14 protein-coding genes are annotated in these 12,396 nt (G+C 60.5%); 6 read left to right on the top strand and 8 right to left on the bottom strand.

Translation table 11 applies throughout. The features are described from left to right. Positions 1 to 93 precede the first annotated feature (93 nt). From hemA to ACP7BN_RS19780, 6 genes are all read left to right on the top strand, one after another. Positions 94 to 1,380, top strand: coding sequence for a glutamyl-tRNA reductase (hemA, locus tag ACP7BN_RS19755; RefSeq protein ID WP_420650799.1), 1,287 nt, complete (start codon positions 94 to 96; stop codon positions 1,378 to 1,380). Then, positions 1,377 to 2,459 (top strand): peptide chain release factor 1, encoded by a 1,083-nt coding sequence (gene prfA / locus ACP7BN_RS19760; protein WP_426205734.1) that lies wholly within the window; start codon positions 1,377 to 1,379, stop codon positions 2,457 to 2,459. The genes hemA and prfA overlap by 4 nt, the downstream gene beginning before the upstream one ends. After that, entirely contained in the window at positions 2,460 to 3,290 is an 831-nt protein-coding gene (gene prmC, locus ACP7BN_RS19765; RefSeq protein WP_426205735.1) for a peptide chain release factor N(5)-glutamine methyltransferase, read from the top strand. Beyond that, a complete protein-coding gene (locus ACP7BN_RS19770) occupies positions 3,284 to 4,039 on the top strand; it encodes a molybdopterin-synthase adenylyltransferase MoeB (protein WP_426205736.1) in 756 nt (251 codons plus the stop codon). The genes prmC and ACP7BN_RS19770 overlap by 7 nt, the downstream gene beginning before the upstream one ends. Next, positions 4,032 to 4,823, top strand: coding sequence for a glutamate racemase (murI, locus tag ACP7BN_RS19775; RefSeq protein ID WP_426205737.1), 792 nt, complete (start codon positions 4,032 to 4,034; stop codon positions 4,821 to 4,823). Before ACP7BN_RS19770 ends, murI begins: the two co-directional genes overlap by 8 nt. Positions 4,824 to 4,932: 109 nt before the next feature. Next, on the top strand, positions 4,933 to 5,451 hold the full coding sequence (locus ACP7BN_RS19780; RefSeq protein ID WP_426205738.1) for an acyloxyacyl hydrolase: 519 nt from the start codon (positions 4,933 to 4,935) through the stop codon (positions 5,449 to 5,451). Positions 5,452 to 5,585: 134 nt separating this feature from the next. On the opposite strand, the gene ACP7BN_RS19785 is transcribed toward ACP7BN_RS19780, so the two are convergent. Genes ACP7BN_RS19785 through phrB form a run of 8 tightly spaced genes read right to left on the bottom strand, consistent with a single transcriptional unit; the run spans position 5,586 to position 12,394 of the window. Continuing rightward, on the bottom strand, positions 5,586 to 5,891 hold the full coding sequence (locus tag ACP7BN_RS19785) for a YkgJ family cysteine cluster protein (RefSeq protein ID WP_420650793.1): 306 nt from the start codon (positions 5,889 to 5,891) through the stop codon (positions 5,586 to 5,588). A 53-nt stretch (positions 5,892 to 5,944) separates the two neighbouring features. After that, on the bottom strand, positions 5,945 to 6,448 hold the full coding sequence (locus ACP7BN_RS19790) for a DUF2878 domain-containing protein (protein WP_426205739.1): 504 nt from the start codon (positions 6,446 to 6,448) through the stop codon (positions 5,945 to 5,947). Next, positions 6,441 to 7,712, bottom strand: a complete 1,272-nt coding sequence (locus tag ACP7BN_RS19795) for a class I SAM-dependent methyltransferase (protein ID WP_426205740.1) — start codon at positions 7,710 to 7,712, stop codon at positions 6,441 to 6,443. The genes ACP7BN_RS19790 and ACP7BN_RS19795 overlap by 8 nt, the downstream gene beginning before the upstream one ends. After that, entirely contained in the window at positions 7,699 to 8,514 is an 816-nt protein-coding gene (locus tag ACP7BN_RS19800; RefSeq protein WP_426205741.1) for a DUF1365 domain-containing protein, read from the bottom strand. The genes ACP7BN_RS19795 and ACP7BN_RS19800 overlap by 14 nt, the downstream gene beginning before the upstream one ends. Beyond that, on the bottom strand, positions 8,511 to 9,758 hold the full coding sequence (locus ACP7BN_RS19805) for an NAD(P)/FAD-dependent oxidoreductase (protein WP_426205742.1): 1,248 nt from the start codon (positions 9,756 to 9,758) through the stop codon (positions 8,511 to 8,513). Before ACP7BN_RS19805 ends, ACP7BN_RS19800 begins: the two co-directional genes overlap by 4 nt. Next, the gene (locus ACP7BN_RS19810; RefSeq protein ID WP_426205743.1) at positions 9,755 to 10,537 is read right to left on the bottom strand and encodes an SDR family NAD(P)-dependent oxidoreductase; all 783 of its coding nucleotides are present in this window, start codon (positions 10,535 to 10,537) and stop codon (positions 9,755 to 9,757) included. Before ACP7BN_RS19810 ends, ACP7BN_RS19805 begins: the two co-directional genes overlap by 4 nt. Continuing rightward, positions 10,534 to 10,956, bottom strand: coding sequence for a nuclear transport factor 2 family protein (locus tag ACP7BN_RS19815; RefSeq protein WP_426205744.1), 423 nt, complete (start codon positions 10,954 to 10,956; stop codon positions 10,534 to 10,536). The genes ACP7BN_RS19810 and ACP7BN_RS19815 overlap by 4 nt, the downstream gene beginning before the upstream one ends. Next, the gene (phrB, locus tag ACP7BN_RS19820; protein ID WP_426205745.1) at positions 10,949 to 12,394 is read right to left on the bottom strand and encodes a deoxyribodipyrimidine photo-lyase; all 1,446 of its coding nucleotides are present in this window, start codon (positions 12,392 to 12,394) and stop codon (positions 10,949 to 10,951) included. The genes ACP7BN_RS19815 and phrB overlap by 8 nt, the downstream gene beginning before the upstream one ends. Positions 12,395 to 12,396: the final 2 nt, after the last annotated feature.

Here is a 12,396-nt window from a genome sequence, read left to right on the forward strand (position 1 = left end):
GGGTAAGCAATTGGGACAATAGTCAGCGGTGGTTGTTCTGAATCTGGCGAAGTAGGACAATTGCCGGCTTCACGTCACCATCAGCGACCTTGAATGGCCTTCCTCGCACTCGGTATCAACCACAAGACTGCTTCTGTAGACGTCCGCGAGCGCGTGGCGTTTACCCCTGAGCAGCTGGTGGAGGCGTTGCAGCAACTCTGCCGACTCACCGACAGCCGCGAAGCTGCGATCCTTTCCACCTGCAATCGCAGCGAGCTTTATATAGAACAGGATCACCTGTCCTCGGACGTGGTGCTGCGCTGGCTCGCCGATTACCATCATTTAAGCCTCGAAGAGCTGCGCGCGAGTGCTTATGTGCATGAAGAGGATGCGGCAGTTCGTCACATGATGCGCGTCGCCTCCGGGCTCGACTCCCTGGTGCTCGGCGAACCGCAGATCCTCGGCCAGATGAAATCCGCCTACGCCGTAGCACGCGAGGCCGGCACCATCGGCCCGTTGCTCGGGCGCCTGTTTCAAGCGACGTTCAACGCCGCCAAGCAAGTGCGCACCGACACCGCCATCGGCGAAAACCCGGTATCGGTGGCGTTTGCCGCTGTCAGCCTGGCCAAGCAGATTTTCAGCGACCTGCAACGCAGTCAGGCCTTGTTGATCGGCGCTGGCGAGACCATCACTCTGGTCGCCCGCCATCTGCATGAGCTGGGCGTCAAACGCATCGTCGTCGCCAACCGCACGCTGGAGCGCGCCAGCCTGCTCGCCGAACAGTTCGGCGCGCACGCCGTGTTGCTCTCGGATATCCCCGCTGAGCTGGTGCGCAGCGACATCGTCATCAGCTCCACCGCCAGCCAGTTGCCGATTCTCGGCAAGGGCGCGGTGGAGAGTGCGCTGAAGCTGCGCAAGCACAAGCCGATCTTCATGGTCGACATCGCCGTGCCTCGGGATATCGAGCCGGAAGTCGGCGAACTCGACGACGTTTACCTCTATAGCGTCGACGATCTGCACGAAGTGGTCGCCGAAAACCTCAAGAGCCGTCAGGGTGCCGCCCAGGCTGCCGAGGAAATGGTCGCCACCGGCGCCGATGATTTCATGGTGCGCCTGCGCGAGCTGGCGGCGGTCGATGTGCTCAAGGCTTATCGTCAGCAAAGCGAACGCCTGCGTGACGAAGAACTGCAAAAAGCCTTGCGCCTGCTGGCCAATGGCGGCAACGCCGAAGACGTGCTGGTGCAACTGGCGCGTGGCCTGACCAATAAACTCCTGCACGCCCCGAGCGTGCAGTTGAAAAAGCTTTCTGCCGAAGGCCGCCTCGATGCGCTGGCCATGGCCCAGGAACTCTTTGCCCTCGAGGGCTCACCGGATAGCTTTTCGGATAAAAAACCGCAATGAAAGCGTCACTGCTCAATAAGCTGGACATCCTCCAGGACCGTTTCGAGGAACTGACCGCGCTGCTTGGCGACGGCGAAGTCATTTCCGATCAGACCAGATTCCGCGCCTATTCCAAGGAATACGCCGAACTCGAGCCGGTCGTCGCAGCCTATAAACAGCTGCTCCGGGTCCAGGCCGATCTTGAAGGAGCCCAGGCGCTGCTCAAGGACGGCGACGCGGACATGCGTGAAATGGCCGTGGAAGAAGTCCGCGAGACCAAAGAACAACTGATCGAAATCGAAGCCAGTCTGCAACGCATGCTGCTGCCCAAGGACCCCAACGACGGGCGCAACGTGTTCCTCGAAATCCGCGCCGGCACCGGTGGCGACGAGGCGGCGATCTTCTCCGGCGATTTGTTCCGCATGTACTCGCGTTACGCCGAGCGGCGTGGCTGGCGCGTCGAGATCCTGTCGGCAAACGAAGGCGAACACGGCGGTTACAAAGAAGTCATCGCCCGCGTTGAAGGCGACAACGTTTACGGCAAGCTGAAGTTCGAATCCGGCGCGCATCGCGTGCAGCGCGTACCTGCCACCGAATCTCAGGGCCGTATCCACACCTCTGCTTGCACGGTGGCGGTGTTGCCCGAGCCGGACGAGCGGGAAACCATCGAGATCAACCCGGCAGATTTGCGCGTCGACACTTACCGCTCCTCCGGGTCTGGTGGTCAGCACGTCAACACGACCGATTCGGCGATCCGCATCACGCATTTGCCGACCGGCACCGTCGTCGAGTGTCAGGAAGAACGTTCCCAGCACAAGAACCGTGCACGGGCGATGGCGTGGCTGTCGGCCAAGCTCAACGATCAACAGACCGCAGCCGCGGCCAACGCCATCGCCAGCGAGCGTAAGTTGCTGGTGGGTTCCGGTGACCGCTCCGAGCGCATCCGCACCTACAACTTTGCTCAGGGCCGAGTCACTGACCACCGCGTCAATCTGACCCTGTACTCCCTCGACGAAATCCTTGCCGGTGGCATAGATGCAGTGATCGAGCCGTTGCTCGCCGAATACCAGGCCGATCAACTCGCAGCGATAGGTGAGTAAATGACCATCATCGCCAGCCTGTTGCGCGCCGCCGAACTGCCGGATTCGCCGACCGCGCGTTTGGACGCCGAATTGCTCCTCGCGGCGGCGCTGGGCAAGTCACGCAGTTTTCTGCACACCTGGCCCGAGCGCATCGTGCCGTCCGAGGCCGCGCTGATCTTTGCTCAGTACCTGCAACGCCGTCGCGCTGGCGAGCCGGTGGCTTACATTCTCGGTCAGCAAGGTTTCTGGAAGCTGGATCTGGAAGTCGCGCCGCACACCTTGATCCCGCGTCCGGACACCGAATTACTGGTGGAAGCTGCGCTGGAATTGCTCCCGGCAACCCCGGCCAAAGTGCTCGATCTGGGCACCGGCAGCGGCGCGATTGCTCTGGCTTTGGCCAGCGAGCGTCCGGCCTGGCAAGTGACAGCGGTGGATCGCGTGCTCGAAGCCGTGGCCCTCGCCGAACGTAATCGTCAGCGTCTGCACTTGAACAACGTCAAAGTGTTGAGCAGTCACTGGTTCAGCGCCGTCGAAGGCCAGCGTTTTCAACTGATCATCAGCAACCCGCCATACATTCGTTCCAGCGATCCGCATCTGGTCGAAGGCGATGTGCGTTTCGAACCCGAAAGTGCGCTGGTCGCCGGCATCGACGGGCTCGACGATCTGCGTCTGATCGTCGCCCAGGCGCCGGCGCATCTTGAGGCCGGCGGCTGGCTGATGCTCGAGCACGGCTATGATCAAGCCGAGGCCGTGCGCGATTTGTTGCAGGCCCACGGTTTCGCAGATATCCACAGCCGCACCGATCTGGGCGGCCATCAACGGATCAGCCTGGGGCGCCTGCCGTGCTGAGTGATCAGGAATTATTGCGCTATAGCCGGCAGATTCTGCTGCAACACGTCGACATCGACGGCCAGTTGCAGCTCAAGGCCAGCCGAGTATTGATCGTCGGCCTCGGCGGGCTCGGCGCGCCAGTCGCGCTGTATCTAGCGGCGGCGGGTGTCGGTGAATTGCATCTGGCGGATTTCGACACGGTCGATCTGACCAACCTGCAACGCCAGATCATCCACGACACCGACAGCGTCGGCATGAGCAAAGTCGACTCGGCGCTTAAACGGCTGAGCGCGATCAATCCGGAGATTCTGCTGGTGCCACATCGTCAGGCGCTGGACGAGGATTCGCTCGCGGCGGCTGTGGCGGCGGTGGATCTGGTGCTCGACTGTTCGGACAATTTCTCCACCCGCGAAGCGGTCAATGCGGCTTGCGTGGCTGCGCTGAAACCTTTGGTCAGCGGCGCGGCGATTCGCCTCGAAGGCCAGTTGTCGGTGTTCGATCCGCGTCGCGCCGAAAGCCCGTGCTACCACTGTCTGTACGGGCATGGCAGCGAAGCCGAACTGACCTGCAGCGAAGCCGGCGTGGTAGGTCCGCTGGTGGGTCTGGTCGGCAGCCTTCAGGCGCTGGAAGCGTTGAAAATGCTGGTGGGTTTCGGTGAGCCATTGGTCGGTCGCTTACTGCTGATCGATGCGCTGGGTTCGCGTTTCCGCGAGCTGCGGGTCAAGCGTGATCCTGGCTGCGCGGTGTGTGGTTCGCGCCATGCATGAAGCGCCTATCGGCGTGTTCGACTCCGGCGTCGGCGGCTTGTCGGTATTGGCCGAAATCCAGCGTTTGCTGCCCAACGAATCGCTGCTGTACGTCGCCGATTGCGGGCACATTCCTTACGGCGAGAAAACCCCGGAGTTCATCCGCCAGCGTTGCAGCGTGATGGCCGGGTTTTTCCGCGAGCAGGGCGCCAAGGCGTTGGTGCTGGCCTGCAACACCGCGACTGTCGCAGGCGTTGCCGACTTGCGGCGTGATTATCCGGAATGGCCGATTGTCGGCATGGAGCCAGCGGTCAAACCGGCGGCGGCTGCCACGCGCAGCGGTGTGGTCGGCGTGCTCGCCACCACCGGCACCTTGCAGAGCGCCAAATTTGCAGCGCTACTCGATCGCTTTGCTACCGACGTGCGGGTAATCACCCAGCCGTGCCCGGGGCTGGTCGAACTGATCGAAAGCGGCGATCTGCACAGCGCCGAGTTGCGCCAGTTGCTGCACGGTTACGTCGCACCGCTGCTGGCTGCCGGTTGCGACACGATCATTCTCGGCTGCACGCACTATCCGTTTCTCAAGCCGATGCTCAGAAGCATGATCGCCGATGACATCAGTCTGATCGACACCGGCGCCGCTGTAGCGCGGCAACTTCAGCGTCTTCTGGCGGAACGAAATCTGCTGGCTGAAGGACCGAGCCGATCGGTCAGATTCTGGACCAGTGCCGATCCTCAGTACTTGAGAAATGTCCTGCCGTTGCTGGGCCAAACCGCAAACGAAGTGCAACGCTTCGATTTGTAAAAAAAATGTGAAAAACTGAAAATTCATCTGAACTTCTAAACAGGCGCGGGCTTCTATAGCGCAGTTATCCAGAAAACCAAACGATCGTTCCGGAAAAGGAAGTTTTGAAGTGAAGCGACTATTTTGCTTGGCCGCGATTGCGGCCGCATTATTGGGGCATAGCTATACCGCACAAGCTGCAGGCGTTGAATTCGGAGTTGGCGCGACCAGCGATTCGACCATGACCTATCGCCTGGGCATGCAATTCGATTGGGACAAGAGCTGGCTGCAGAGCGACGTCGGCCGTGTGACCGGTTACTGGAGCGGCGCTTACACCTATTGGGAAGGTGACAAGACTTCCAGCAACAACAGCCTGTCGTTCTCCCCGGTGTTTGTTTACGAGTTCGCCGGTGAGTCGGTCAAACCGTACGTCGAGGCGGGTATCGGCGCGGCGTTCTTTTCCAACACCCAATACGAGAGCAACAACATCGGTGGGTCTTTCCAGTTTGAAGATCGCCTGGGTTTCGGCCTGCGCTTCGCTGGCGGGCATGAAGTCGGGATTCGTGCGACGCACTATTCCAACGCCGGTCTGAGCAGCAGTAATGATGGCGTTGAAAGTTACGCGCTGCATTACACGATGCCGCTGTAAAGCTGCCTCACACAAAACCTGTGGGAGCCAGCCTGCTGGCGATACCGGTATCACATTCAACAGCGATGTTGACTGATACTCCGCTATCGCTAGCAGGCTAGCTCCCACAGTTGTTTTGGTGCTGGTCTGGAAGATTAGCGATACGCAGTGGCGATGCCCTGGCGCTCTTCGATGCATTCCGGTGCGCCCATCTCGAACTCGCGACAGATCAGCGGGCGTTTCTCGTAGATCGTGCACATCATCGTGTCGCGATCCAGCGCCGCGCACCAGCCGTCGTCCAGCCGCAACATCACCTCACCACCCCAGTCGTCGGTGTCGATAAAACGCTCGGGCACGCCGGTGTCGGTGATCAACATCACTTCAAGCTGACAGCAGCAGGCTGCGCAGGTCGAGCAGGTGACTGCCGGTTCGGCGATTTGCCGGAGGGGAATGGTCTTCATGGGCGGCAGTGTAAGGCAGTCGTCGATAACTGTGTGAAAGGCCTGACAGGCGTTCAGCTTGCGCTGTCGTCATTCAGGCGCCGAGCCAGGCTGTGCAACAACGGAAACAGCAACGCCCACAGCAAACCGATGCCGATCAGCGTCGGCACTTCGCCGTAGGGAAATTGCACTCCCGCCAAGCGCCCGCCAGCGTAATACGACAAAGCGCCACCCAGCGCACCAAGCAAACTCGCCAGCCACCATGGCCGCGCGCTCCATTGCAGACAATGGCGCAGCGTTGTCGCCAGCAAGGCCCAGAGCAACATCAGCCACAGCGGAATCAGTGGCGACAGATCCTTGAATTCAAATACCCCGACACCGCGCAATACGCTATCGACTGCGGTACCGATAATCACCACGCTGAGAATCAGCCGACCTTCCGCCGCCCAACTGCCAATCCAGCGCAGATGAATCACCAGCACCGCCAACGCTACCAGTAGCCACAGGCTGTTGCCGCCGAGCACGCAGGCGAACCAGCCAACCTGGAACAGTGCAGCATTCGCTAGCCGCTCAAGCATCGAAGCGTCCGAGCAGCGGCGCCGGCATCGCCGCCGGTTTCGCCAACAGCAGTTGCGCAGTGCCGATCGTGCGTTCGAGGAATCCACCCTCGCAATAGCACAGGTAAAACTCCCACAGCCGCAGGAAATAATCGTCGTAACCCAATTCGCTCAAACGCCCATGTGCTTGCCGAAAGTTTTCGCGCCACAAGCGCAGGGTCTTGGCGTAATGCAGGCCGAAATCTTCCATGTGCAGCAGGTTCATGTCGGTGTCGCGGCTGACGATTTCGAGCATCTTCTGCACGCAGGGCAGGGCGCCGCCGGGGAAGATGTAGCGCTGGATGAAATCAACGCCGCGCCGCGCCTGCTCGTAGCGCTGATCACGGATGGTGATCGCTTGCAGCAGCATCAAGCCGTTGCTTTTGAGCAGGTGCGCGCACTGTTTGAAGTAGGTCGGCAGGAAGCGGTGGCCGACTGCTTCGATCATTTCGATCGACACCAGTTTGTCGTACTGGCCGGTGAGGTCGCGATAGTCGGTCAGCAGCAACGTCACTTGATCCTGCAAGCCCAGGCGTTGGATGCGTTCGGCAGTGAAGGCGAACTGCTCTTTCGATAGCGTGGTAGTGGTGACTTTGCAGCCGTAATTCTGCGCGGCATACAGCGCCATGCTGCCCCAGCCGGTGCCGATTTCCAGCAAGTGATCGCCGGGCTTGAGTGCGAGTTTCTGGCAGATTCGTTCGAGTTTGTTCAGTTGCGCCTGTTCCAGAGTGTCTTCCGGGCTGAGGAACTGCGCGGCGGAATACATCATGGTCGGGTCGAGAAACTGCTCGAACAGATCGTTGCCGAGGTCGTAATGCGCGGCGATGTTTTTCTGCGAGCCCTTGCGTGTATTGCGATTCAGCCAGTGCAGGCTGCGCACCAGTGGCCGACCGATTTTTGCCAGTCCGCCCTCCATGCCGTCGAGCACATCCAGATTACTCACGAACACGCGCACCACGGCGGTCAGGTCCGGCGAGCTCCAGTAACCGTGGATAAACGCCTCGCCGGCGCCGATCGAACCGCTGGCGGCGACCATGCCCCAGACGGCGGCATCGTGTACCTGAATTTCGCCAACCAACGCGCTGCCCGCTGCACCGAAGACTTGCCGTTCGCCGTCTTCGATCAATACCAGTTGTCCATGTTTGAGTTGCTCCAGTTGGCGTAACACGCCGCGGCGCAATAGCGATCCGCTCAGGCCGTTGGCACTGAACAGGCTGGCTTTGACCGAAACGCTAGGAGTTTTCATGGTGGCGTTCCTTGGGAAGCACGGTTGCAGTTTGAAAGGTGCCGTCGGCAGCCTGATGAGAAAAAATCGGTGTGCGTTTGAGCAGCAGGCGCAGCGCCTGCCAATAGATCGCCAGCGCAGTCTTCGCGGTCATCCACGGAAAGCGCCGGATGTAGCGGTGCAGATGCGCTCGATCCAGCGGTTCGCGTTGCAGCTTCAGCGTGGCGTCGAACAGTTTGAATTCGCCCTGCCAGTCGGCCATGTGTACGCCGAGGTTTTGCGCGGCGGGGCTGAAGCTCATGCGGTATTCCAGATCGCGTGGCAGGAATGGCGACACATGAAACGCCTTGGCCACCGCGAAATGCTGATGCAGATCTCCGAGCTCAGTCGCCTGACGCGCCGGCAGCACGTAGTGATAACGCTCGCGCCACGGCGTGTTGCTGACTTCGCAGAGGATCGCCGCCAGTTGCCCGTCGGCCTCGTGGCAGTAAAAGAAGCTCACCGGGTTGAATGCCAGGCCCCAACTGCGCGCCTGGGTCAGCAGGCAGATCGAGCCTTGCGGCTCATGGCCGATGGCTGATGCAACTTGCTGGCGCACCGCATCGATCAGGCGCACGCCCTGGCCGGTGAAGCTTTTCAGGTAGTCGCTTTCGCGAAACGAGAACGGTGCGAAACGGCTGTGTCCGGCCAGCGGCGACAAACCGAACACGGCGTCCTGCTCGGCCAGATCCAGATACAGCAGACCAATCCGGTAGCGGAACTCATGTCGACGCGGGGCGAAGCGCCGATGGGCGATCCAGCCACTGTAGAGGGCGCTGTTCAAAGGCTCTCCCCGAACGCAGCGGCGACGCGCAACGCGCTGGCCACGCCATCCTCATGAAAGCCGTTGGCCCAATAAGCGCCGCAATAATGCGTGTGCTGCGCACCGTCGATTTCGGCCCAGCGGTTTTGCGCCACGACGGCACGCAAGCTGAACTGCGGATGCGCGTACGTGAAGCGCGCGAGGACTTTCGACGACTCGATGCCGGCACTCTGGTTGAGGCTGACGCAGAACGTAGTGTCGCTCTGAATGCCCTGCAAAATGTTCATGTCATAAGTGACAGCGGCGTGGGTGTGGCCGGCGCCGTTGAGGCGGTAATTCCAGCTGGCCCAGGCTAGTTTGCGTGTAGGCAGCAGGTTGGTGTCGGTGTGCAGCACCACTTCGTTGTCGGCGTAGGGCAGGGCGCCGAGCACTTCGCGCTCGGCATCACTTGGCACGCCGAGCAGTTTCAAGGCTTGGTCGCTGTGGCAGGCGAATACCACTTTGTCAAAACGCTCGATGCCGGCCGGGCTGTGGATAACCACGCCATGCTCGTCGCGATCGACGCGGCTGACCGGACAATTCAGGCGAATTCGTTCACTGAAGGAGGCAGTCAGCGGAGCGATGTAGGCGCTGGAGCCGCCTTCGACCACGCGCCACTGCGGACGGTTATTCACCGAGAGCAAGCCGTGGTTTTCGAAGAAACGCACGAAGAACTGCAGCGGGAAATTGAGCATCTCGGCCATCGGCATCGACCAGATCGCCGCGCCCATCGGCACGATGTAATGCAGGATGAAACGTTCGCCGTAGCGCCCGGCCTTCAAGTAATCATCCAGCGTGGTGTCGGCGGCAATACGCTGTTCGGCGAGGTCACGTTTGGCCTCTTTGTTGAAGCGCAGAATGTCGCGCAACATGCCCCAGAAACCTGGCGAAAACACATTGCTGCGCTGGGCGAACAGGCTGTTGAGGTTGTTGCCGTTGTACTCCAGACCGCTGTCCGGATCGTTCACCGAAAAACTCATTTCGGTGGCTTTGAACGGCACGCCCAATTGCTCGAGCAAGCGAATGAAATTCGGGTACGTCCAGTCGTTGAACACGATGAAACCGGTGTCCACCGCATACTGGCGACCTGCGACCGTCACGTCGACCGTGTGGGTGTGGCCGCCGACCCAGTCGCCAGCCTCGAACACCGTGACTTCATGTCGGCGATTGAGCAGGTAGGCGCTGGTCAACCCGGCGATCCCGCTGCCGACGATGGCGATTTTCACGCTGGATCCCTCATCGGCGGATTTTTGCGCACCATGCGCTTGCCGATCGCCAGTTGCACGCGCGACGGCATTTTCGACAGCGGCCAGAGCATTGCCATGAACATCGCGGGGAAGGCGATTTCCAGCGGTCGATCCTTGAGTCTGGCGTAGATGTGCCGCGCGGCTTTATCCACAGGCCAACTGAGCGGCATCGGAAAATCGTTCTTGGCGGTCAGCGGCGTATCGACGAAACCCGGGCTGATCACCGTGACTTCGATGCCCTCGTCTGCCAGATCGATGCGCAGCGATTCAAACAAATAACGCAGCCCGGCTTTCGACGCGCCGTAGGCTTCAGCCCTCGGCAACGGCACGTAAGTCACGGAGCTGGCCATGCCCACCAGATGCGGCGCAGTACCCTTGCGCAATAAGGGCAGAGCGGCTTCGATGCAGTAACTGCTGGCGAGCAGATTGGTGCGCACCACGTGTTCGATGATCGAAGCGTCAAACTGCTTGGCGTCGACATATTCGCAAGTGCCGGCGTTGAGGATCACGCTGTCCAGCGAGCCCCAGTCTTCGGCGATCTGCTGGCCGATTTCGCGCACCGTCTGACTGTTGGTCAGATCGCCCGCCACCACCAGCACTTGCCCCGGATAGCGTTGCGACAACACTTTGAGTGGTGCGACCTGACGCGAACTCACCGCCAGGTGCGCGCCGCTCTTGAGGATTTCTTCAGCCAGTGCCGCGCCGATGCCACTGCTGGCACCGGTCAGCCAATACCGCCGTGGAGGTGTACGACTCATCCCATTCTCCTTTTCAGCCAAGCGATCACCCGGCCCAATACTGGTAGATGTTCATAGAGCAGTGCCCCGGCATCAAAGTAATCCCGGTGGCGGTAAACCTTGTCGCGCCAGAGCAAGTGCGAGCAGCCACTGACCTGGATCAGGTGGCCTCCCGCGAGTCGCGGGTGGCGATAACTCATGATCCAGCGCAGGTAGCCTTCGCCCTCTTTGAGCTGGTCGAAACCGTGAAAATCGAAGCGCAGCTCGCTGACGTTGGCGTACAACTCTGCGAAGTAATTGCGCAAATGTGCCAGTCCCTGCACTTCATGCAGTGGATCGGTGAAATGAATATCTTCGCTGTACAGCTCGCCCAGCCGATGCAGGTTATCTTTGTTCAACTCGGCAAACTGTCGGGCGAAGCGCTGCAGGAATTCACTCATCATGACCTCCGGCCGGCTGACGACTTGGCAGGTTCTTGAACGCGGTCAGCGCCCGCTGCCGCGAACTGCTCAGATCGACGATTGGCTTGGGATAATCCGCAACGCCGAACAGACCGCCGAGGCTTGCAGGGTTGTGCACATCCTTTTTGTTCAGCCCGGCGAGTTGCGGCAGCCAGTGCTTGATGAACACGCCTTCGCTGTCGAATTTTTCCGACTGGCTCAGCGGATTGAAAATGCGGAAGTACGGCGCCGAATCGGTGCCGGTCGAAGAGCTCCACTGCCAGCCGCCATTGTTCGCCGCGAGATCACCATCGATCAGGTGACGCATGAAAAAGCGCTCGCCTTCACGCCAGTCGATCAGCAGATTCTTTGTCAGGAACATCGCCACCACCATGCGCAGGCGATTATGCATCCAGCCGGTTTCCAGCAGTTGGCGCATCGCGGCGTCGATGATCGGTAGGCCGGTGCGGGCCTCTTGCCACGCCGCCAGTTCTTTCGGCGCATCACGCCAGGCGAGGGCTTCGGTTTCCGGGCGAAACGCTCGGTGACGCGAGACCCGTGGATAGCCCACCAGAATGTGTTTGTAGAACTCGCGCCACAGCAGTTCGTTGATCCAGGTGACGGCGCCGACCTTGCCGCTTTCGAACTCGCCCTGGTTGCTTTGCAACGCGGTGTGCAGGCATTGGCGCGGCGATACCACACCGGCCGCCAGATACGCCGAGAGCTGACTGGTGCCCGGTTTGGCGGGGAAGTCGCGCTCGTTTTTGTAATAGTCGATTTGCACGTCGGCGAACGTATCGAGCCGGCGCCGCGCTTCGGCTTCGCCAGCAGGCCATAGCGCTTGCAGCGATTCGCTTGGCGTCGGGAACCCGTCAATGGAGGCGGGGACCGGATCGCTCTCGATGTTCAGCACCGATTGCTTCACGGGTGCTTTGATCAGCGACGGCATCGAGCGATGCAAGCGCTCGTAGCAGACCTTGCGAAACTGGCTGAAGACCTGAAAGTAGGTGCCAGTTTTGGTCAGGACGCTGCCGGGTTTGAACAGCAATTGATCGAGGTAGCTGTAGAACGCGATGCCCTCGGCTTGCAGCGCTTCGGCCACCGCAGCGTCACGACGGCTTTCGTGGATACCGTATTCCTCGTTGACGTGCACGGCCTCGATCTTCAACTGCTGACAGAGTTCGAGCAGCACCGCTGGCGCCTGATCCCAGTGCGGAGCGCTGCGGATCAGCAGCGGAATATTCAGCTCGCCGAGGCTTTTGCTCAGCTCAGTCAAGTTGCGCAGCCAGAAGTCGACTTTGCATGGGGCGTCGTCATGTTCTTGCCATTGCTTCGGGCTCAACAGATACACAGCCACGCTCGGGCCACGCTCGGCGGCGGCCGCGAGGGCAGTGTTGTCATGTTGGCGTAGGTCGCTGCGCAGCCAGATCAATTGCATGG

Origin of the sequence: Pseudomonas sp. TWP3-1 (assembly GCF_049896625.1) — a bacterium.
Lineage (GTDB): Bacteria > Pseudomonadota > Gammaproteobacteria > Pseudomonadales > Pseudomonadaceae > Aquipseudomonas.

Coding starts and splice junctions, on each gene's coding strand:
- prfA (WP_426205734.1), top strand. CDS start 1,377: ATGAAAGCGTCACTGCTCAATAAGCTGGACATCCTCCAGGACCGTTTC.
- ACP7BN_RS19785 (WP_420650793.1), bottom strand. CDS start 5,891: ATGAAGACCATTCCCCTCCGGCAAATCGCCGAACCGGCAGTCACCTGC.
- hemA (WP_420650799.1), top strand. CDS start 94: ATGGCCTTCCTCGCACTCGGTATCAACCACAAGACTGCTTCTGTAGAC.
- ACP7BN_RS19795 (WP_426205740.1), bottom strand. CDS start 7,712: ATGAAAACTCCTAGCGTTTCGGTCAAAGCCAGCCTGTTCAGTGCCAAC.
- ACP7BN_RS19790 (WP_426205739.1), bottom strand. CDS start 6,448: ATGCTTGAGCGGCTAGCGAATGCTGCACTGTTCCAGGTTGGCTGGTTC.
- prmC (WP_426205735.1), top strand. CDS start 2,460: ATGACCATCATCGCCAGCCTGTTGCGCGCCGCCGAACTGCCGGATTCG.
- ACP7BN_RS19810 (WP_426205743.1), bottom strand. CDS start 10,537: ATGAGTCGTACACCTCCACGGCGGTATTGGCTGACCGGTGCCAGCAGT.
- ACP7BN_RS19815 (WP_426205744.1), bottom strand. CDS start 10,956: ATGAGTGAATTCCTGCAGCGCTTCGCCCGACAGTTTGCCGAGTTGAAC.
- murI (WP_426205737.1), top strand. CDS start 4,032: ATGCATGAAGCGCCTATCGGCGTGTTCGACTCCGGCGTCGGCGGCTTG.
- phrB (WP_426205745.1), bottom strand. CDS start 12,394: ATGCAATTGATCTGGCTGCGCAGCGACCTACGCCAACATGACAACACT.